The organism is Faecalibacterium sp. HTF-F (assembly GCF_023347535.1).
Classification (GTDB): Bacteria; Bacillota; Clostridia; order Oscillospirales; family Ruminococcaceae; genus Faecalibacterium; species Faecalibacterium wellingii.
The window spans coordinates 276,808-296,762 of the sequence record NZ_CP094473.1 but is presented as its reverse complement, the minus strand read 5'-3'; the positions used below and the strand labels follow the sequence as shown (position 1 = coordinate 296,762).

General features: G+C 60.1%; 19 protein-coding genes and 3 tRNA genes. 7 read left to right on the top strand and 15 right to left on the bottom strand.

The genetic code is table 11. The features are described from left to right. Positions 1-11: 11 nt before the first annotated feature. The 6 genes from MTP37_RS01420 to ruvC all read right to left on the bottom strand — a co-directional run bounded on the left by MTP37_RS01420 (position 12) and on the right by ruvC (position 5,665). Positions 12-851, bottom strand: a complete 840-nt coding sequence (locus MTP37_RS01420) for an energy-coupling factor transporter ATPase (protein WP_249237882.1) — start codon at positions 849-851, stop codon at positions 12-14. 115 nt (positions 852-966) lie between these two features. Continuing rightward, positions 967-1,842, bottom strand: coding sequence for a class I SAM-dependent methyltransferase (locus tag MTP37_RS01415; protein WP_097781215.1), 876 nt, complete (start codon positions 1,840-1,842; stop codon positions 967-969). A 16-nt stretch (positions 1,843-1,858) separates the two neighbouring features. Further along, positions 1,859-3,214 carry a phosphoglucosamine mutase gene (glmM, locus tag MTP37_RS01410; RefSeq protein ID WP_249237881.1) on the bottom strand — a complete coding sequence of 452 codons (1,356 nt, stop codon included), beginning with the start codon at positions 3,212-3,214 and terminating at the stop codon, positions 1,859-1,861. A gap of 157 nt (positions 3,215-3,371) precedes the next feature. After that, positions 3,372-4,427, bottom strand: a complete 1,056-nt coding sequence (gene ruvB / locus MTP37_RS01405; RefSeq protein ID WP_249237880.1) for a Holliday junction branch migration DNA helicase RuvB — start codon at positions 4,425-4,427, stop codon at positions 3,372-3,374. 3 nt (positions 4,428-4,430) lie between these two features. Beyond that, on the bottom strand, positions 4,431-5,045 hold the full coding sequence (gene ruvA, locus MTP37_RS01400) for a Holliday junction branch migration protein RuvA (RefSeq protein ID WP_249237879.1): 615 nt from the start codon (positions 5,043-5,045) through the stop codon (positions 4,431-4,433). 107 nt (positions 5,046-5,152) lie between these two features. Further along, entirely contained in the window at positions 5,153-5,665 is a 513-nt protein-coding gene (ruvC, locus tag MTP37_RS01395) for a crossover junction endodeoxyribonuclease RuvC (protein WP_249237878.1), read from the bottom strand. A gap of 234 nt (positions 5,666-5,899) precedes the next feature. Between ruvC and MTP37_RS01390 the strand changes: the two genes are divergently transcribed. Both MTP37_RS01390 and MTP37_RS01385 read left to right on the top strand, forming a co-directional pair. Next, a tRNA-Val gene (locus tag MTP37_RS01390) sits at positions 5,900-5,975 on the top strand. A 440-nt stretch (positions 5,976-6,415) separates the two neighbouring features. After that, the gene (locus tag MTP37_RS01385) at positions 6,416-6,607 is read left to right on the top strand and encodes a DUF6019 family protein (RefSeq protein WP_154260588.1); all 192 of its coding nucleotides are present in this window, start codon (positions 6,416-6,418) and stop codon (positions 6,605-6,607) included. Positions 6,608-6,757: 150 nt separating this feature from the next. Here the strand turns inward: MTP37_RS01385 and MTP37_RS01380 are convergent, their stop codons facing one another. The 4 genes from MTP37_RS01380 to MTP37_RS01365 form a co-directional block, all read right to left on the bottom strand. Next, positions 6,758-8,332: a lipase family protein gene (locus MTP37_RS01380; protein WP_249237877.1), complete on the bottom strand. Its 1,575-nt coding sequence runs from the start codon at positions 8,330-8,332 to the stop codon at positions 6,758-6,760. 9 nt (positions 8,333-8,341) lie between these two features. Next, entirely contained in the window at positions 8,342-9,232 is an 891-nt protein-coding gene (gene aguB / locus MTP37_RS01375; RefSeq protein ID WP_249237876.1) for an N-carbamoylputrescine amidase, read from the bottom strand. Positions 9,233-9,259: 27 nt separating this feature from the next. Then, a complete protein-coding gene (aguA, locus tag MTP37_RS01370; RefSeq protein WP_249237875.1) occupies positions 9,260-10,363 on the bottom strand; it encodes an agmatine deiminase in 1,104 nt (367 codons plus the stop codon). A gap of 158 nt (positions 10,364-10,521) precedes the next feature. Further along, the gene (locus MTP37_RS01365; RefSeq protein ID WP_249237874.1) at positions 10,522-11,403 is read right to left on the bottom strand and encodes a LysR family transcriptional regulator; all 882 of its coding nucleotides are present in this window, start codon (positions 11,401-11,403) and stop codon (positions 10,522-10,524) included. Between the two features lie 244 nt (positions 11,404-11,647). On the opposite strand from MTP37_RS01365, the gene MTP37_RS01360 reads away from it, so the two are divergent. Beyond that, the gene (locus MTP37_RS01360; RefSeq protein ID WP_249237873.1) at positions 11,648-12,394 is read left to right on the top strand and encodes a TraX family protein; all 747 of its coding nucleotides are present in this window, start codon (positions 11,648-11,650) and stop codon (positions 12,392-12,394) included. A 43-nt stretch (positions 12,395-12,437) separates the two neighbouring features. Here the strand turns inward: MTP37_RS01360 and MTP37_RS01355 are convergent, their stop codons facing one another. The 3 genes from MTP37_RS01355 to MTP37_RS01345 form a co-directional block, all read right to left on the bottom strand. Next, complete coding sequence (locus MTP37_RS01355; protein WP_249237872.1) at positions 12,438-13,367, bottom strand: AEC family transporter; 930 nt, start codon at positions 13,365-13,367, stop codon at positions 12,438-12,440. Between the two features lie 88 nt (positions 13,368-13,455). Next, positions 13,456-13,549 (bottom strand) — tRNA-Ser (locus MTP37_RS01350). Positions 13,550-13,583: 34 nt separating this feature from the next. Continuing rightward, positions 13,584-13,671: transfer RNA gene (locus MTP37_RS01345), tRNA-Ser, on the bottom strand. Between the two features lie 220 nt (positions 13,672-13,891). Between MTP37_RS01345 and MTP37_RS01340 the strand changes: the two genes are divergently transcribed. The 4 genes from MTP37_RS01340 to MTP37_RS01325 all read left to right on the top strand — a co-directional run bounded on the left by MTP37_RS01340 (position 13,892) and on the right by MTP37_RS01325 (position 17,473). Next, positions 13,892-14,524, top strand: coding sequence for a LexA family protein (locus MTP37_RS01340; RefSeq protein WP_249237871.1), 633 nt, complete (start codon positions 13,892-13,894; stop codon positions 14,522-14,524). Between the two features lie 209 nt (positions 14,525-14,733). Beyond that, positions 14,734-16,092: a putative DNA modification/repair radical SAM protein gene (locus MTP37_RS01335; RefSeq protein WP_249237870.1), complete on the top strand. Its 1,359-nt coding sequence runs from the start codon at positions 14,734-14,736 to the stop codon at positions 16,090-16,092. Then, entirely contained in the window at positions 16,071-16,868 is a 798-nt protein-coding gene (locus MTP37_RS01330; protein ID WP_249237869.1) for a TIGR03915 family putative DNA repair protein, read from the top strand. The genes MTP37_RS01335 and MTP37_RS01330 overlap by 22 nt, the downstream gene beginning before the upstream one ends. A gap of 128 nt (positions 16,869-16,996) precedes the next feature. Next, a complete protein-coding gene (locus MTP37_RS01325) occupies positions 16,997-17,473 on the top strand; it encodes a peptidylprolyl isomerase (protein ID WP_249237868.1) in 477 nt (158 codons plus the stop codon). A 67-nt stretch (positions 17,474-17,540) separates the two neighbouring features. Here the strand turns inward: MTP37_RS01325 and MTP37_RS01320 are convergent, their stop codons facing one another. Next, positions 17,541-18,947: an NAD(P)/FAD-dependent oxidoreductase gene (locus tag MTP37_RS01320; protein WP_249237867.1), complete on the bottom strand. Its 1,407-nt coding sequence runs from the start codon at positions 18,945-18,947 to the stop codon at positions 17,541-17,543. Between the two features lie 270 nt (positions 18,948-19,217). Beyond that, complete coding sequence (locus tag MTP37_RS01315) at positions 19,218-19,922, bottom strand: HdeD family acid-resistance protein (RefSeq protein ID WP_249237866.1); 705 nt, start codon at positions 19,920-19,922, stop codon at positions 19,218-19,220. Positions 19,923-19,955 lie beyond the last annotated feature (33 nt).

Below are 19,955 nucleotides of genomic sequence, written 5' to 3'. Positions count from 1 at the left end.
GTCTGCCTCCCTTACTGCAAAAGCTCGTACAGAGCCTGTGCGCATTCGCCGGTGTTGATGATGCCCTCCGGCATCGGGATGCCGGCCTTCACCAGCTCGTCCCGCAGCTCTGCGGCCTGCGGCACGTCCAGATGCAGGGAGCGCACCTTCTCGGTCTGGCTGAACACCTCTTTGGGGGTGCCCTCCATCACCACATGGCCCTTGCTCATCACCAGCACACGGTCTGCCTGCGCAGCTTCCTCCATGTAGTGGGTGATGGACACCACGGTGATGCCCATATTCCTGTTCAGGTAGTGGATGGTCTGCATCACCTGCTCACGGCCCCGGGGGTCCAGCATGGCGGTGGCTTCGTCTAATATCAGGCAGTCCGGCCGCATGGCAACCACGCCCGCAATGGCGACGCGCTGCTTCTGGCCGCCGGAAAGGTTGTGGGGCGCACGCTCGCGGTATTCATAGATGCCGGCCATCTTCATGGAGTCGTCCACGCGGCGGCGCATCTCCTCCGGCGGCACGCCAAGATTTTCCAGTGCAAAGGCAACGTCTTCCTCCACCACGGTGGCAACGATCTGGTTGTCCGGGTTCTGGAACACCATACCCACGGTCTGGCGGATATCATAGATCTTGTCATCGTCTGCGGTGTCCATGCCTTCCACGTAGACCTTGCCGCTCTCCGGCAGCAGGATGGCGTTGAAGTGCTTTGCCAGAGTGGACTTGCCGCAGCCGTTGGCACCCAGCACGGCCACAAATTCGCCGCGCTTTACTTCCGTTGAGACACCGTCCAGTGCGTAAACCGGCTGGTCGCTGTCGTAGCGGAATTTCAGATTTTGTGCTGTTAAAATCGTCTCTTCCATTTGTGTTTCTCTTTCTGGTGGTGCGCCCCTCTGAAAGGGGCTGTACCCCATTCTTGAATCGTATAACCCTCTCAGTCACGGCTGACGCCGCAAGGCGACTGAGAGGGTTCTTTCCTTATTCTTCCCAGATGGCGGTTGCGCCGCAGGGCACCACGCCGCCGGTGGCAGAGACCGGCAGGCCGATCTCATCGCAGGAGGTCTGCCCGCCAAAGCGGGGCACCAGCGTGGTCTTGAGCATATATTCCATGACCGCCGGGGACAGGCCGGTGGTGTAGCTGTTCACTGCAAAAAACAACGGCGTATCGCTCAGCACCTCTTCGCACTGGCTAATGAGATCGTAGATGCAGTCCTCCAGCTTCCAGATCTCACCGCCAGGGCCGCGCCCGTAACTGGGCGGGTCCATGATGATGCCGTCGTAGGTGTTGCCGCGGCGCTTTTCGCGGGCAACGAACTTGGCACAGTCGTCCACCAGCCAGCGGATGGGCCGGTCGGCAAGGCCGCTTGCCGCGGCATTGTCCTTGCCCCACGCCACAATGCCCTTGGAGGCATCCACATGGCAGACGGTGGCACCTGCCGCCGCACAGGCCAGCGTGGCACCGCCGGTGTAGCCGAACAGGTTCAGCACCTTTACCGGGCGGCCTGCGGCACGGATCTTTTTGGCGTACCATGCCCAGTTGACGGCCTGCTCCGGGAACACGCCGGTGTGCTTGAAGCCGGTGGGGCTGACGATGAGGGTGAGCTTATCCTCGCCCTCGCCGCAGCTGATCTTCCACTTTTCGGGCAGACGGCGCTTGTACTCCCACTCGCCGCCGCCCTGATTGGAGCGGTGGTACACCGCATCCGCCTTTGCCCACAGGGGGCTCTGCTTGGGCGTTTTCCACACCACCTGCGGGTCCGGGCGGATGAGGATGGTCTCACCCCAGCGCTCCAGACGGTTGCCGTCGGTGGCATCCAGCAGTTCGTAATCTTTCCAGGTATCTGCAGGGCGCATGGCGTCCTCCCTTCTTTTACTGTCCCAGAATGCGTTTGTTGATCTTATCCACGATGCGGTCGGCGCAGCGGTGGATGGCGTCCAGATCCTGGCCCTCCACCATCACGCGGATCTTCGGCTCGGTGCCGGACACCCGCACCAGCACGCGGCCCATGCCCATGAGCTTCTGCTGCTCGTTCTCAATGAAACCGGCCAGCACTTCGTCCTCTTTATAGGCTTTTTTCTGGGCGGCGTTGGCGGTCACATTCACCAGCACCTGCGGGTACTGGGCATAGATCCCGTTCAGTTCGCTCATCTTTTTGCCGCTCTCCGCCAGCAGCTTGAGCAGCTTGCCGGCGGTCAGCTCACCGTCACCGGTGGTGGCATGGTGCAGCAGGATCACATGGCCGCTCTGCTCGCCGCCGATGGCAAACCCGTTCTCGCGCATGTTTTCCAGCACATAGCGGTCGCCCACGGCGGTCTTTTCGGTGTTGATGCCCTGTGCCTCCATGTACTTGATGAAGCCCAGATTGGACATGACCGTGACCACAGCGGTGTCACCGTCCAGACGGCCTTTTTCCTTCATGGTCATCGCCAGCAGGGCAATGATCTTGTCGCCGTCCATCTCCTGACCCTTTTCGTCGCAGCCAAGGCAGCGGTCGGCGTCGCCGTCAAATGCAATGCCGCAGTCAAAGCCGCCTTCCACCACGGCCTTTTCCAGATTTTCCAGATGGGTGCTGCCCACACCCTTGTTGATGTTCTCACCGTCCGGTGCAATACCGATAAAGGTGCACTTTGCGCCCAGACGGGGGAACAGCTTCTGCGCCACAGCGGCAGAAGCACCGTTTGCACAGTCGATGCAGACGTTCAGGCCGGTCAGGTCGCCGTGGATGGACTCATACAGGTGATCCACATAGTCCTGCAGGCCGTCGTCGCGGCGGTAAACACGGCCCACCTCGGCACCGGTCTTCAGTTCGATGCCCGCGCAGTCGTTGTCGATGTAGACCTCGATCTCGTTCTCCACCTCGTCCGGCAGCTTGTAGCCGGTACCGGCAAAGATCTTGATGCCGTTGAACTCCATCGGGTTGTGGGACGCCGAGATCACGATACCGGCATCTGCATTGTATCTGCCCACCAGATAGGCCACAGCGGGCGTGGGCAGAACGCCAAGGCTCTCCACATCCGCACCCACACTGCACAGACCGGCTGTCAGGGCTGCTTCCAGCATATCGCCGGACTGGCGGGTGTCCCTGCCGATGAGGATGCGCGGACGGTGGCCGGTGCTGCCGGTGAGCACCGCAGCAGCGCCGCGGCCGATCTTCATAGCCAGTTCACAGGTCAGGTCTGCGCCCGCTACACCGCGCACGCCATCGGTTCCAAAGTATTTTCCCATAATAAAACCCCACTTTCTATAGAAAGAAGAACCCTCTCAGTCAATGCCTTGCGGCATTGCCAGCTCCCCCAAAAGGGGGAGCTTTTTGGCATCTTTTGTTTTTTCGCTCATGAAGCTCTCCCTTCGGGAGAGCTGGACGCGAAGCGGCCTGAGAGGGTCAGAACAAACTCTGCTGCCCATTCTCTTCAGGCGCGCCGGTCTCCGGCGCTTTCAGGCCCAGATGCTCGTAGGCCAGCCGGGTGGCACAGCGGCCCCGCGGCGTCCGGGTCAGAAAGCCCATCTGCATCAGATACGGCTCACACAGGTCTTCCAGCGTGACGGCTTCCTCACCCAGAGCCGCCGCCAGCGTTTCCAGACCCACCGGGCCGCCGTTGTACATTTCAATGATGGCACGCAGCAGGCTGCGGTCCAGCTCATCCAGACCCAGCGCGTCCACGTCCATCCGCTTGAGACCCATCAGGGCCACGTCCTGATCGATGATGCCATCGCCCAGCACGGTGGCAAAGTCGCGGATGCGCTTCAAAAAGCGGTTGGCCACGCGGGGGGTGCCCCGGCTGCATTTGGCCAGCTCGTATGCGCCCTCCGGGGTGATGGGCTGATCCAGAATGCCTGCCGAGCGCTGGATGATGCGGCTCAGCTCGTCCGGGCCGTACAGCTCCAGCTTGAGCAGCACGCCGAAACGGTCCCGCAGCGGGCCGGTGATCTGGCCCGCACGGGTGGTGGCCCCCACCAGCGTGAACCGGGGCAGATTGATGCGGATGCTCTGGGCGCTGGGGCCCTTGCCGATCATGATATCCAGCGCATAGTCTTCCAGCGCCGGATACAGCACCTCTTCCACCTGCCGGGACAGGCGGTGGATCTCATCGATAAACAGCACATCGCCCTCCTGCAGGTTGGTCAGCAGGGCGGCAAGGTCGCCGGGCTTTTCAATGGCCGGGCCGCTGGTGATGCGGATCTGCACCCCCATCTCGTTGGCGATGATGCCCGCCAGTGTGGTCTTGCCCAGACCCGGCGGGCCGTAGAGCAGGATGTGGTCCATGGGCTCCCCCCGCCGCTTAGCGGCTTCCAGATAGATCTTCAGGTTCTGCTTGACCTTTTCCTGCCCGATGTAGTCTTCCAGATGCTGCGGGCGGAGGTTGTTTTCCTCGCTGTCCGCCGCAGTCATGCCGGGCTGCATCATTTTTGCGCCATACAGCGCGGTTTCGTCCTGCATCGTTTACCTCCTGCCTGCTGCCATGCCGCGCAGGGCCAGCTTGATGATCTCTTCCACGGGCAATGTTGCATCGATCTTGGCTACAGCCAGTGCGGCCTCGCTCTGGCTGTAGCCCAGTGATACCAGCGCCGCAATGGCCTGACTGCTGCTCTGGGCAGCGGGCGTCTGCGCAGAAGCCCCCGCCACATCCTCCAGCGAGATGCCATCCACAAAGCCCTTGGCGACCTTGTCCTTCAGCTCCAGCACGATGCGCTGGGCAAGCTTGGGGCCCACGCCGGAAGCCGCCTTGAACGCCTTGTGGTCCCCCGCCGAGATCGCCAGTGCCACCCGCTCCGGCTCCATCACGCTCAGGATGGCAAGGCCCACCTTGGGGCCCACGCCGGACACGGCGGTCAGCATCTCAAAGCAGGCCTGCTGCTCCTCGGTGGCAAAGCCGTAGAGGCTCACATCGTTCTCGGTGACGCTCATCACGGTGTAGATGGTGGCTTCCCTGCCAACGCCGGGCAGTGCGCCCGCCACGCTGGCCGGGCACTGGGCGTAGTAGCCCACACCGCCGCAGCTGAGCACCACGGCATTCATGCTTTTTTTGACGATTTTTCCTGTCAGACAGTAGATCATTTGAAACCCTCTCAGTTTCTGTGTCGGCCAATTTTCCTCTGTTCAGCTCTCCCTTCGGGAGAGCTCCGGCACCGCGCCGCCGCAGGCGGACGGAACCGGTGAGAGGGTCAGATCGGCCCGGCCACACGGCGGACAAAGCGGTTGAGCTGGTTGCCGTTGGTGTGGCAGAAGGTGATGGCCATTGCCAGCGCATCGGCGGTATCGTCCGGCTTTGGCACAGCGGGCAGATGCAGCAGCACGCGGGTCATTTCCTGCACCTGCTTTTTCACGGCCTTGCCGTAGCCGGTGACCGCCTGCTTGACCTGCATGGGGGTGTACTCGTAGATGGGCAGGCCCGCCTGCGCCGCCGCCAGCAGAATGACCCCGCGCGCCTCGGCCACGCCGATCACGGTGGTCTGGTTGTGCTGGTAGAACAGCTTTTCGATGGCCAGCACTTCAGGCCGGGTGCGATCGATCACCTCTTTGATACCGGTGTACACCTCATCCAGACGCTGCTCGAACGGCACGCCTGCATCGGTGCACACCGCACCGAAATCCACCGGCGCAAACCGGTTGCCCCCGTAATCCACCACGCCCCAGCCCACGATGGCGTAGCCGGGGTCGATGCCCAAAACTCTCATGCTGCGATACCTTCCGATACTATTCCTATTATAACTTTATTATTATATCACAACAAAACAGTGTGAGCAACAGAAAGCCGCCGATCCTTTGCGCCGAAATCTGCGTTCCCGCGCAGAAAAGGCCTTTTTGAGACCGTAATTTCAAAAAAGTTTTATATTTTTTGCAAAAAAGGCTTGCTTTTTTTCAAAAGGTATGATAACATAAACAAGCTGATTTCAGCAAAAACGGAATATGGACGGTTAGCTCAGCTGGTAGAGCATCTGCTTGACGTGCAGGAGGTCACAGGTTCGAGTCCTGTACCGTCCACCAAAACAAGAGCCTCTGACTTTGGTCAGGGGCTTTTTTGTTGCGTCATCCACTAACCCACGTCAGAGCAGGACGGTACAGGACTCGAACAGCAGCGGAGGCGACCACCGCCTGCGGCGGAAACAGGGAGCCGAGGCTGGGGCCGCGTTCTGATTTTTCAAAGCCCTGCCAAGGGGCTGCGGAAAAATCAGCAAACGCAACCCGTACAGGCGCCAGCCGTCAGATTCCGTCAAGGTTCCCAACGCATAGGAATGTCTACCAAGAAAGATGCCGCCAGACCATTCGGTCTGGAGACTTTTTTCGTGGTGGACGGTACAGGACGAGAACCGGAACAAGCAAAGGCAGGGTATCACCATGAGTGCAGTATCCTGCTTTTTGCCATTCTTAATAGAGTATGGTATACTCGGCTCAGTTCAACAAATCTGCATTTGGAGGATTGAATCATGTGGAATGAATTAGGCATAAGCGGAGGAACCGCAATTATTATTTTGATTGCGCTGTATTTCGTTATCAAATGGGCAGTTAAAAATGGCATCAAAGAAGCATATAGTGCTATCACCGGAAAGAAAACCGATGAAGATATCCAAAACGAAAAAGAGCTGAAAGAACTTGGATTGGATTCAGAAGATCAATAACTTCGCGTTTGCGCAGCGATGAAAGAGGCTGTTGCAAAATAGCTCTCTGAAAAAATCATGTACAAAACCCGGAACCTTTTCAGGGCCAGTGGCTCAAAAAGGGTTCCGGGTTTCTGTTTGGATGGGATGCACGGCGGTGTGCGGGGCTTTTTATCTTCTGGTATATCCTGCCATGCCGTGCTCGGCGGGGTCGTAGTATTCCATCAGGGTGATGTAGTTTTCCGGGTAGTGGCAGAATGCCGCACGCAGAACGCTGTCTGCCGGACTGTTCACACTCATCAGACTGACGATGTAGTACACCAGCAGCTTCAGCACATCGGTCTCCACCTCATAGCACAGACCCACGGCCAGCACCGGGATCACGATCTGCCGTGCCTGCAGCGGGATGATGGCCCCCACCCGCTCCAGAATGGGGCGGCTCATGGAAGAGGCCGTCATTACGCAGCGCAGCACTCTGCTCCAGTCCATCTGCCGGATGTTCGGCATGCTGCGCAGACGGGCCATCACGGCCTCGTCGTCCAGGATCACGCCGTCGGCCACCTCTTCCTCCGAACGGGTAAAGGCGCACTGGATCATATCCATGAATGCCGCTTCGTATTTCTGGTGATAGTTCTCGCGGCTCTTACAGAAACGCAGGGCCGCCGCGATCACCGAATCCACATCTTCCCGGGTCGCCAGCTGGTCGAACCGGAGCGGCACGCCGCCCATGCGGCTCTCGATGATGTTCAGATCGTCCAGCTCGTTCCGATAGGTCGTGGCGGGCAGGAAACGATCGTTGCCGTTGCGGTGATAACCCCACTCTTCCGGCATGACCCGGGCCACTACGTCGCCGCTGGAAATGAGATTGAAGATGTTGCTCTCGTCCCAGTCCGCTTTCAGCTGGCCGCTGGCAGTGTGGTTGTTGTCGTAGTCTGCCTGCAGCTCCGGCAGGTCTGCCGCTGTCAGTGCCGCCGGGGCTGCAAAAGTGTACACATAGGTGTCCTCCTGCGCGATCTGCGGCAGCTCCCTGCGCACCCGGGCGGCGGCCAGATTTGCCACTGCCGCGCCGCGGCTGTAACCGCCCAGCCACAATTTGATGGTGCCCAGCTCTCCGGCTGCGGCCTTTGCGCAGGCCAGATAGTCCTGCAGGTCTGCAAAGAACTGCTCTGCCGTCGTGACAAAGCCATAATGCCAGCTGTTCTCCCCCAGATGCAGGTTGCTGACCCACTCTGCGCCATAACCCACGCCGCGCAGCATCGCCGCAATGATGGTGGTGCGCCGTCCCTGCTGCACCAGCGTTTTCTGGGCAAAGGCGCAGCCCGCCCGGTCTGCCGGTGTATTCAGGCTGCTCTGATAGCCCACGCAGACCGGATTGGCAAAGCCCAGCTCCCGGTAGGCCGCTGCAATGTGGTCTTCGCGGCCCGCTTCCCCCTCCAGCCAATAGAGGTCATCGCTGCGGTAGGTATTGCCGCATGCCGCCACAAGGCCCAGCGTGGCCAGCGCCAGCCGATGGTCATACTTCAGCGCCGTGTTCTCAAAAAAGGCGTCGGTATAGTAAAAGTCATGGGTCAGGTCGGTCTCACTGTGGTCGCTGCGGAAGGTCATGGGATACCGGTCTTCCGGCACGATGCTGCCCACCACGGCCTGTGTTTCTTCCGGCAGCAGAGCCTCTGCCGCTGCGTGGGGAGCCAGTGTTCCCGCCGCCAGCAGCGCGGCAGCCGTTTTACAGAAATCTCTTCGTTTCATGGTCTTTTCTCAAACGCCCCGGCCCTGACGGGTGATCTCTCCGTACCACTCCGGGCGGCGGTCCCGGAACACGCCCCAGCTCATGCGGTTTTCTTCCACCTTGTCCAGATCGAAGGTCGCGGTCAGCACCTGTTCGGTATCGCGGGTGCCGTCTGCCACCAGTGCACCGGTCTCGTCTGCAATGAAGGAGGAGCCGTAGAACCGCAGGGCAGACTTCTGCCCGCCGTTGGCCTCGCAGGGCTCCACCGTTTCCAGACCGATGCGGTTTGCCGCCAGCACCGGCACAAGGTTGCTGCCGGCATGGCCCTGCATGCAGCGGCGCCAGTGCCCGGCGCTGTCGCAGTCCAGAATGGGTTCGCTGCCAATGGCCGTGGGGTACAGCAGCAGCTCGGCCCCCATCAGGGCCAGACTGCGGGCCGTCTCCGGGAACCACTGATCCCAGCAGATGCCGATGCCGATGCGGCCAAAGCGGGTATCCCACACCTTGAAGCCGGTGTCGCCGGGGGTAAAGTAGAATTTTTCCTGATAGTAGTGGTCGTCCGGGATGTGGGTCTTGCGGTAGACGCCCAGCAGGGTGCCGTCTGCGTCCAGCACTGCGATGCTGTTGAACAGCTGGGTGCCCGCCTTCTCATAGAAGCTGATGGGCAGCACTACGCCCAGCTCCTTTGCCACCGCCCGGAAGTGCTGCACTGCCGGATTCTGTGCCGTGGGGGTGGCGTAGGCGTAATATTCATACTGCCGTTCCTGACAGAAATAGGGCCGCTCGAACAGTTCCGGCAGCAGGATGATCTTGGCTCCCTTTGCCGCCGCCTCCCGCACCATGGCATCTGCCTTGGCGATGTTGGCCTCCACCTCTTTGGCGCACTGCATCTGCACCACGGCCACCGTTACGTTTCTCATACTGCTTTCCTCCTCGTATCGTTTCTGTCAGCCTCTGGGGATCTGCTGGGTGACGCAGTGGATGTTGCCGCCGCCCACCAGAATGCTCCGGGCCGGGATGGGGTACACCCTGCGGCCCGGGAACAGTCCGCCCAGAATGCGCACTGCCTCGGCGTCGTTCTCGTCCCCGAACTGCGGCAGGATGATGCCGCCGTTGGAGATGTAAAAGTTCACATAGCTTGCTGCAAGGCGCTCCCCGGCCTCGCGGGTATCCTCGCCCTCTTCAAAGGCATAGCCCTGCAGTTCCTCTTCGGTCACGCAGATGGGCTTTGCCGGGATGGGCAGTTTGTGCACCGTGAAGTGCCGGCCCTTTGCATCGGTGGCTGCTTCCAGCGCATCCAGACTTGCCCTGCTCAGGGCATACTGCGGGTCGTTCTCGTCCTCCGTCCACGCCAGCACCACCTCTGCCGGGCCCACATAGGCACACACGTTGTCCACATGCTCGTTGGTCTCATCGTTGTAGATGCCCCGGGGCAGCCAGACGATCTTCTGTGCGCCGAGATAGTTTTTCAGCTCCTGCTCGATCTCGGCCCGGCTCAGCTCCGGGTTGCGGCCACGGCTCAGCAGACAGGCTTCGGTGGCAAGGATGGTGCCCTCGCCGTCCGAGTGGATGGAGCCGCCCTCCAGCACAAAGTGCTGTGCATCATAGCAGTCCATGCCCAGTGCCGCGCAGATGGCGCGGGCGGCTGCGTTGTCCTTTTCCCAGTGGGCGTAAAGGCCGTCCACCATGCCGCCCCATGCGTTGAACTGCCAGTCCACGCCCCGCACGGTGCCGTGATCGTCCACCACGCAGGTGGGGCCTACATCCCGCGCCCATGCGTCATCGGTCTCGATGGTCAGCACATGGATGTTCTCGTCCCCGGCAAACTCCGCCTGCACGGCACCGGTATCTGCCGGGCCGGCCAGCATCCACACCGTCTCGCTCTCGGCAATGGCGCGGGCGGCCTGCGCAAAGGCAGGCTGGGCGTCCCGGCCGCCGTACAGCCAGGAACCGGGCCGCACCGGCCAGATCATCACACAGCCGCGGTGCGGCTCATATTCCGCCGGCATCCGGAAGCCCTCGGCGGCGGGCAGGGTAGAAAAAGTATGCATTGCATTCTCCTGTTGTTTTTTGTTTAGTATACCGGATTTCCCAAGCAGATACAATAGACTTGCCACCCGCACCCCTGCATCCGGGCGCATTTTGCAAAAAAATTCAGCCGGCGCACCAAACACCGGCTGAAATGTGCTATAGTAATAGGGATCCCGCGTTACTGCAGCTCGACCTGCTTGCAGTAGTCCACGATGTGGTGGAACATCTGCTCCACGGCAGGAGCCATCGCGGCAGGGCGCTGGACAGCCAGACCCACCACACGGTATTCCTCCGGCTCGATGGGGTAGATCTTCACAGCGGCCTTGCAGTCCCGCAGCAGCATCTGCGGCATGATGGAAATGCCCAGACCGGCTTCCACCATGGCAATATTGGACTGGTCGTCGATGACGTGGCAGCGGCGCTCGGTGCCGACCTTGTATTTTTTCAGGAACTGACGCATTTCTGCGTCGGTGGCGTCACACTGCACCACAAAGCTCTGACCGTTCATCAGGGCAGGGGTCATGACGCCGTTTTCCGGTTCGGGCCAGTCCTGCGGCACGATGCACAGCAGCGGCTCCCGGAACAGCTCGGTGAGGTTGAATTCCTCCCGGCAGGTGGAAGAAAGGAACGCAACATCCACCTGACCGGTGCGCAGCCATTCCTTCACATCATCGTAGGTGCCCTGATAGACCTCGATCTCGATCTGCGGGTAGTGGGTCATAAAGCTTTTCAGCAGCCCCGGCAGCAGCGATGCGCATACCGAGTTGAACACGCCCAGCCTCACCTTGCCCTTTTCAAGGCCGTTCAGGCGGGCGATGCTCTGCTTGAGGGCCTCGTCGCTGTTGAGCACATCGCGGATGGACGGGTACAGCGAGGCACCGTAGCTGGTCATGGAAACGCCGTTCTTGCCGCGGTTGAACAGAGCAAAGCCCAGCTCCTCCTCCATTACGGCAATGGCGTGGCTGATGGCCGAGGGGGTCAGATGCAGCTGCTGTGCCGCCTTGTTAAAGCTGCCCTGGCGTGCCACTGCATCAAAGATCTCGTAGGAAAAAAGCGTCATGCCCAAAGCCTCCTTCCTTCTGATCCGGTTCGGAGACGCCCGATTCTCTGTGAATCTTTTTCATCTTTGGTTTGCGATAGTTCAATTATCTTCTTGATTGTACTATCCCGCACCTTTTCTGTCAAGCATTTTTGCCCCGTTTTTGCACGCTCTGTGCAGATTTTGCCGCAGCAGACGCAGGAAATGCCGCCTTTCCTCCGTTATAATTCCTGTAACGATTTTTCAAACTGACCGAGGTGTTTTTATGACCGCACTTTCCCCGCGCCGCAGCTTCAGCGGCACCGCTCTTAAAACCATTGCCTGCATCACCATGCTGGTGGACCACATCGGCGCGTCCTGCATCGAGGCCGGTATCCTTACGCCCGGGCTGGACGTCGGCACCCTCTCGCAGGACACCCTTTCCGCCTATCCGCTGTACCGGCTGGACATGGTGCTGCGCTTCACCGGACGGCTGGCCTTTCCCCTGTTCTGCTTTTTGCTGGTGGAGGGCTTCATCCACACCCACGATGTCAAGCGCTATGTGCAGCGATTGCTGCTGTTCGGCCTTGTCAGCGAGGCACCCTTTGATCTGGCCTTCTTCCGCACGCCGTTCGCCCCGCAGCACCAGAACGTTTACTGGACGCTGGCGCTGGGCGTGCTGGCCATGGCAGGGCTCAAGCGCTTTGAAAAGGAAAACGGCCTGCCCGGCTGGCAGGGGCTTGTGTGGGCGGGCGGCTGCGCCGCGCTGGCGCTGGCTGCCAACACCGACTACCACGCCATCGGCGTGCTCATCATCTGCACCCTGTACCTGACCCGCGCAGACCGCAAGCGGCAGTGCCTTGCAGGCGCAGTGCTGTTTTTGTTCGAGCTTACCGCGCCGCTGGCCTTTGTTCTGGTCTGGTTCTATAACGGACAGCGCGGCGCGTGCAGTCCGCTGCTGAAAAAGGCCTTTTACTGGTTCTACCCGGTGCATCTGCTGGTGCTGGCAATGATCACAAACATTATGCTGTAAAAAAGCCCGCCGTCCAAAGACAGCGGGCTTTTTTTACAGCTTCTCACATCGGGAACATCGCACCGGTCAGCAGCAGCATGGCAGGCACTGTGACCAGCATGCACACGGTGGAGTGGGCCACCGCCTGACTGGCAAGGGTCGCCTCGGTGCCGGTCTGCTTGGCCAGCACCGCGGCAAGGCTGCCGGCCGGGCAGCAGGCGATGATGGACAGGCCGGTGCGCAGCACATTGTCCAGCGGCAGCAGCCACAGCAGCAGCATAAACAGCAGCGGGAACAGGATGCCGCGCAGCAGGGTGACCCGGTACAGAAAGCCGGTGTGCAGCAGCGCGCGGATGTCGCTGTCTGCCAGCAGCACACCCACGATCATAAGGGCCAGCGGGGTGGTGCAGCCGCCCACCGCACTGCAGAACTGCTGCACCGGTGCGGGCAGACGCCAGCCGGTGGCCAGCAGCACCAGCATGGCCACGGTGGCAATGTTGGTGGGGGTGATGAAGCTCTTGAGCCGGATCTTCTCGCCGGGGCGGAACAGGCACACCACATAGGTAAAGAACCATACATTATAAGAGGCCATTGCCATGCCCGCAAACACGGTGCCCCGTGCTGCGCCCAGCAGAGCACTGCACAGCGGCAGGCCGATAAAGCCGCAGTTTGGCATGGCCGCCGTGCCCACCAGCACCGCATACTTTCCCGGCGTGTCGTGGTGCAGCCAGCTGCTCACACGGCACAGTGCCGTGGTTGCCACAAACAACAGCAGCAGCAAAACGAACAGGATGCCGGCCTGCGTGAGCAGTTCCGGCTCACCCTCCACCGCAGCGCCTGCCAGCATGGTGCAGGGCAGCAGGAGCTTCATGATGAAGTCGGACAAAAACTTGCTGTCCCGGTCCTTGATGATGCCGCTGCGGGCCCCCACATACCCCAACAGCACCTCCAGAAAGATCACAGTGATCTGACCCGCCAAAACACCAAACGCCATTGGTTCCTCCTTTTTTGTTCCGCAAGCCGCATTTTTCCTTTACAAAGGAAAAAGCCCATTGATTTCAACGAATCAACGAGCTTTTTCTTGGCGGAGTAGGAGGGATTTGAACCCTCGCGCCGTTGTTTAGACGACCTACGCCCTTAGCAGGGGCGCCTCTTCGACCTCTTGAGTACTACTCCAGAGCAAAGTGCATTACACTTATTCAATAAAAAATGGCGGAGAGAGTGGGATTCGAACCCACGGTACGTTGCCGTACGGCAGTTTTCAAGACTGCTTCCTTAAACCACTCGGACATCTCTCCTTGTGGACATCCGCTTTACGCCGTGTCGAATGCCTATTTAATTTACCAGATTTGTGCCCCGCTGTCAAGCCTTTCATGCAAATTTTTTCACCAGACGCAAAAAAGAGAAAATTATCACAACCTTTTTTGGTCTCGGCCCATTCAGCCTCTTTACAAGCACACCTTTTTGTTGTATAATAATCACAAGAAAATTTCCTCGCGGTGTAAAGGAGAATATACCATGTCGTTTTCAGAACTTTTGAAGCAGTGCCGCAAAAAGCAGGGCGTCAGTCAGGCTGAGCTGGCTTCCAAACTGGGCGTGACCCAGCAGGCCGTCGGCAAATGGGAAAGCGGCAAATCCTCTCCCGACCCCACCACGGTGGCCCGCATTGCAGAGCTGCTGAACACCACCGCAGACTATCTGCTGGGCCTGTACCGTCCGGTGAGCAATGTATCTGCGCCGGAGGAGCGGTTCTTCGGCAGCTATTCCGAGAGCCTGATCCCGGTCATCGGTACGGTGAAGGCCGGCTACGGTGCCCTTGCCTTTGAGGAGGACTACGGTCAGGAATACGCCCGCGTGAAGGACCCCTCCAACTACTTCTATCTGGTGGTGCGCGGTGACAGCATGGAGCCCCGTATTCAGGACGGCGACCTTGCGCTGGTGCACCGACAGGACACGCTGGAAAACGGCGATCTTGGCGTGCTGATCTACGGCGACGAGGGCGAGGGCACCCTGAAGCGCTACATCCAGCGCGGCAACTGTGTGGTGCTGCAGCCCTTCAACCCGGCCTACAGCGAAATGGTCATCAAGGGCGAAGACCTGAACCATCTGCACATCGCCGGGCGTGTGGTGGAGACAAAAGCGAAGTGGTGAGCCATTCAACCATTTGAATGGCCTCCGTTTCACTCTGGCCATGATCAGCGGAAAATTATTTTTATTTTCGCGTTTGTCGCGCCCTGCGGGGCGCTCCAAACGCATTTTCACGAAAAAGGCCGAAACCATAAAAGCCATCTGCAATTTTGCGCATGGCTTTATTTTTTGACCCTTTTTCCGGTTTTTCCCACTTTGGAGGTGTATTCTGCATGGAACAGACCCTGATGGACAAGCTTACCATTCTGGCCGACAGCGCCAAATACGATGTGGCCTGCACCTCCAGCGGCGCTTCACGCACTGCCCGGGCCGGAACGCTGGGCAGCTGCTATGCGCCGGGCTGCTGCCACGCCTTTACCGCCGACGGCCGCTGCGTAAGCCTTTTAAAGGTGCTCATGACCAACTGCTGCGCCTTTGACTGCAGCTACTGTGTCAACCGCCGCTCCAACGATATCCCCCGGGCCACCTTTACGCCCCGGGAGCTGGCCGAGCTGACCGTGGAGTTTTACCGCCGCAACTACATCGAGGGGCTGTTCCTTTCCAGCGCGGTGCTGGGCACGCCGGACTACACCACCGAGCGGATGCTGGCCGCCCTGCGGCTGCTGCGGGGCGAATACCGCTTTTGCGGCTACATCCACGCCAAGGCCATCCCCGGCACAAGCCCGGAGCTTTTGCAGCAGCTGGGATATCTGGCCGACCGTCTGAGCGTGAACGTGGAGCTGCCCAGCGAGCAGAGCCTGAATCTTCTGGCACCGGACAAGGGCCGGCACTCCATCTTCCGCCCCATGAAGCAGATCGCAGTCTCCGGTGCCCAGAGCAAGCAGGAGCTGACGGTCTACCGCCATGCCCCCAAGTTCGCCCCTGCCGGGCAGAGCACCCAGATGATCGTGGGCGCTTCGCCGGAGACGGACTACCACATCCTGAAGCTCACCGAGGGCATGTACCGGAAGTACAACCTGAAGCGGGTGTTCTACTCCGCCTATATCCCGGTAGCCGAGGACAGCCGCCTGCCTGCGCTGGACACAAAGCCGCCGCTGCTGCGGGAGCACCGGCTGTATCAGGCCGACTGGCTGCTGCGGTTCTATCAGTTCGAGGCGGACGAGATCTTAGATCGGGACAGCCCCAACTTCAACCCTTATCTGGACCCCAAATGCAACTGGGCCGTGCAGCACTACGGGCTGTTCCCGGTAGATGTGAACCGCGCCCCCTTTGAAATGCTGCTGCGTGTGCCGGGCATCGGCCCCAAGAGCGCCCGGCGCATCTGGCACGCCCGCAAGCTGTCCAGCCTCGGGCTGGACGAGCTCAAGCGGATGGGCGTGGTGCTCAAGCGGGCGCAGTATTTTATCACCTGCAATGGTTTTTCCGGCGCGCACCCGGGCCGCGGCACCGCCGGGCGGGAGCGCATCACGCAGGCGCTCATCGACCCCAACGTGTTCGGCAGCAATTGTGAGCAGCTGAGCCTGTTCACGCCGCCTGCGGTGGACGAGCTCATCACGCAGGGCGTGGCGCCGCGCGCCGCCCTGCGCATGGTGCGAGAGGAGGCAGTGCAATGTCTGGCGAAGGCACTGTGAACCCGCAGAGAGCCCGCAGGCTCCACGATGCGGATGTGGTCTATCTCTACGATGGCAGCTTTGAGGGCTTTTTGTGCTGTGTATTCGAGAGCTTTGCCCAGCACGAGATTCCCTTTGCAGTGTGGACGCCCCAGCGGGAGACCTCCACGCTTTATCCGGTGAAGGACATCCCCACCGACCACGTCCGGGCGCAGCGGGTGTTCGCCAGCTTTGGCAGAAAGCTGGGGGCTGAGACCGAGTATCTTGTCAGCCGGGATTTCCTCTCCGGGCGGGAGGACAAGGAGCTGCTGCTCATCCGCTTTCTGCATCTGGCCTTTGCCCTAGGCCCCGGCACCGTAAAGCGCACCGGCCACCCGGACGTGGCCCCGCTGTACGAAATGAAAAAGAGTCTGGACTGGGAGGTGGACAAGTTTCAGGGCTTCGTCCGCTTCGAGGAGCATGACGGGATGCTGGGGGCCGTCATCCACCCCAAAAACTACATCCTGCCGCTGCTGCGGCCCCATTTCTGCGGACGGTTCCCGGAAGAGGACTTTCTGATCTACGATGCCGTGCATCAGGCCGTGCTGCTGCAGCAGGCGCACAAGACCCGGCTGCTGGAGCTGGCTGCACCGCTGGAGCTGCCGCCGCCCAGCGAGCGGGAGCAGCAGTTTCAGGCCCTGTGGACCCAGTTCTACAAAACGCTGGAAATTCAGGCGCGTCACAACGAAAAAGGCCGCATGAGCCATTGCCCCAAGCGCTTCTGGGCCGATATGGTGGAGATGAAAGATGAATTTTAACAAAAACGTTGCATCTGCGCCGTTGCAACCCCCAAAACCTATGGTATACTATAAGAGATATCCGGCAGGCCTTCTGCCGAACACTCCCGCACTGCTGCGGGGCAACACAAAAGGAGTATTGTAGCGTTATGGTTCGCATTACTATGGAAGACGGCGGCATCATCGATATCGAGCTGAACGAAGAAGCCGCTCCTATCACCTGTGAGAATTTCAAGAAGCTGGTCAGCGAGGGCTTTTACAACGGCCTGACCTTCCACCGCGTGATCCCCGGCTTCATGATCCAGGGCGGCTGCCCGCTGGGCAACGGCACCGGCGGCCCCGGCTGGAACATCAAGGGCGAGTTTGCCGCCAACGGCGTGAACAACCCTATCAAGCACACCCGCGGCGTCATCAGCATGGCACGCGCCATGAACCCCAATAGCGCCGGCAGCCAGTTCTTCATCATGCATCAGGATGCACCCCATCTGGACGGCCAGTACGCCGCCTTCGGCAAGGTGGTTGCAGGCATGGATGTTGTGGATAAGATCGCAGCGGTCCGCACCGACTGGAACGACAAGCCCACCACCCCGGTCAAGATGAAGACCGTGGAGCTCATCGAGGGCTGATTTTTAAACCTAAAAAATCCCGACACCTTGCGGTGCCGGGATTTTTTGTTTTCGTTGATGCTTGTTTTCAGCAGCCTTCCTTCTCGGCCAGCTTCCGGCCCATGAGCACGCCCATGACCGAAGCCATCATCAGGCCGCGGGTCCAGCCGGAGGAGTCGCCCAGACAGTGCAGGCCCTTGATGTTGGTGTCCAAGTTCTCGTCCATCTTCACCTTGTTGGAGTAGAACTTCAGCTCCGGGCTGTACAGCAGGGTCTCGTTGGCGGCAAAGCCGGGCACCACCATATCCAGCATCTTGATGAACTCGATGATGTTGGTCATGGCGCGGTAGGGCATGGCGGCGGTGATGTCGCCTGCCACGGCGTCCTTCAGGGTGGGCTTCACGTTGGACTGTGCCAGCTCCTTCTGCCACGTGCGCTTGCCGTCCAGAATGTCGCCGTAGCGCTGCACCATGATGTGGCCTGCGCCCAGCATGTTGGTCAGCTCGCCCACCTTCTGGGCGTAGGCGATAGGCTGGTTGAAGGGCTCGGTAAAGTTGTGGGAGACCAGAATGGCAAGGTTGGTGTTCTCGCTCTTTTTCTCCTTGAAGCTGTGGCCGTTGACCACGGCAAGGTCGTTGTCGTAGTTCTCCTGCGCCACAAAGCCGCCGGGGTTCTGGCAGAAGGTGCGCACCTTGTTCTTCCAGGGCTTAGGGTAGCCGATGAGCTTGGACTCATACAGCACCTTGTTCACCTTTTCCATGACCTCGTTGCGGCACTCCACGCGCACGCCGATGTCCACGGTGCCGGGCTTATGGGCGATGTGGTGCTCCGTGCAGATCTTTTCCAGCCAGTCTGCGCCGCGGCGGCCGGTGCCGATGACCACGGTATCTGCATACACAGGCCGGACCTGATCGCCGTCCTTCAGCAGCACGCCCTTGCACTCCTCGTTCTCAAGGATGATGTTCTCGCACTCGGTATTGAACAGCATCTCCACGCCGCTGTCGGCCAGATGGTTCTGAATGGCCAGATACAGCTGCTGTGCCTTCTCGGTGCCCAGATGGCGGATCGGGCAGTCCACCAGCTTCAGGCCGGCATGGATGGCGTTCTTGCGGATCTCCTTGATCTCCTCGCCGGTGTAGATACCCTCCACATGGGGGTCTGCGCCGAACTCAAGATAGATCTTGTCAGTGTAGTCGATGAGCTCCTGTGCAAACTCCTCTCCGATCAGGGTGGGCAGGTCGCCGCCCACCTCATAGGAGAGGCTCAGCTTGCCGTCCGAGAAGGCACCTGCACCGGAAAAGCCGGTGGTGATGGCGCAGGTGGGGCGGCAGTTGACGCAGTGGCCCACTTCGGCCTTGGGGCAGTGCCGCTTTTCCACCGGCTTGCCCTTTTCCACCAGAAGGATCTTCTTTTTGCTGCCGTGGCGCAGCAGCTCCACAGCGGTAAAGATGCCGGCCGGACCGGCGCCCACGATGATCAGATCGTACTTTTCCATTTTCTCTTTTTCCTTTGCTTAGTCGTTAGTATAAAACCCTCTCAGTCAACGCCTGACGGCGTTGCCAGATTCCCCTTTTTGTCACCTGCGGTGACATTTCTCCCCGGCGCGGGGAGAATCTGTCCCGGCCGGGGGAAATCTGTCTTCTCAGGGGGAGCTTTTTCCTGCGGAAGAAAGGGTACACCTTCTTCACAGTATGAGGAAAACGTCATCAAAACAGCGCATTAAGCTCGCCCTTCGGGAGAGCTGGCGCGGAGCGCCTGAGAGGGTTTATTTCTCGTTTTCCTGCTCCACAGTGGCACTCTCGTCCACCTCATCCAGCTCCACAGCACTGGCCTCGGCATCGGTGCGGGTCACATCCGGGGCAACCACACCGTCACCGTTCAGGTCTTCGCCGGTCAAGGACTCCAGCATGGACTGGGTCTCCGGGTGCAGCTTGGTAAAGCGGCGCACGGCCAGCACCGTGTACAGGGCGCTGAGCAGGTTGATGGCACCCTCCACGATGAGGATGATGCCAATGGCCATCACCAGCGTTTCCATGGCACCGAAGGGGTTGATGACCAGCACCACGCCCAGCACCACGCTGAGCACCGGCAGGAACAGGAACCCTTTCCAGCTGTCGTAGCCGCAGCGGCGCAGGTCCAGCGCATTCTGCACCCGGCCAATGGCATCAAAAATGACGAACAGGCCGAACACGATGGGCAGGATGCTCACCACGATGTCGCTGCGGATGATGAGGAAAGCCCCCAGCGCCAGACACACGATGCCGGAGACCAGGGTAAGCTGGCTCTGGAACACCCCGCGCTCCACCGCAAAGTAGCGAACCAGCTGCACCGCTGCGCAGGCCAGCACCACGCCGCCCAGCGCATAGCACACGATGTTGAGGGCCGTACCGGGCTTCATAACCAGAAAAACGCCCAGACCCAGATACAGCAGACTCATGAGGACCAGATTCCACTTCAGCTTTTTTACCATAGAGTTCACGTTCCTTTCGTTTGCAGGGCCGTC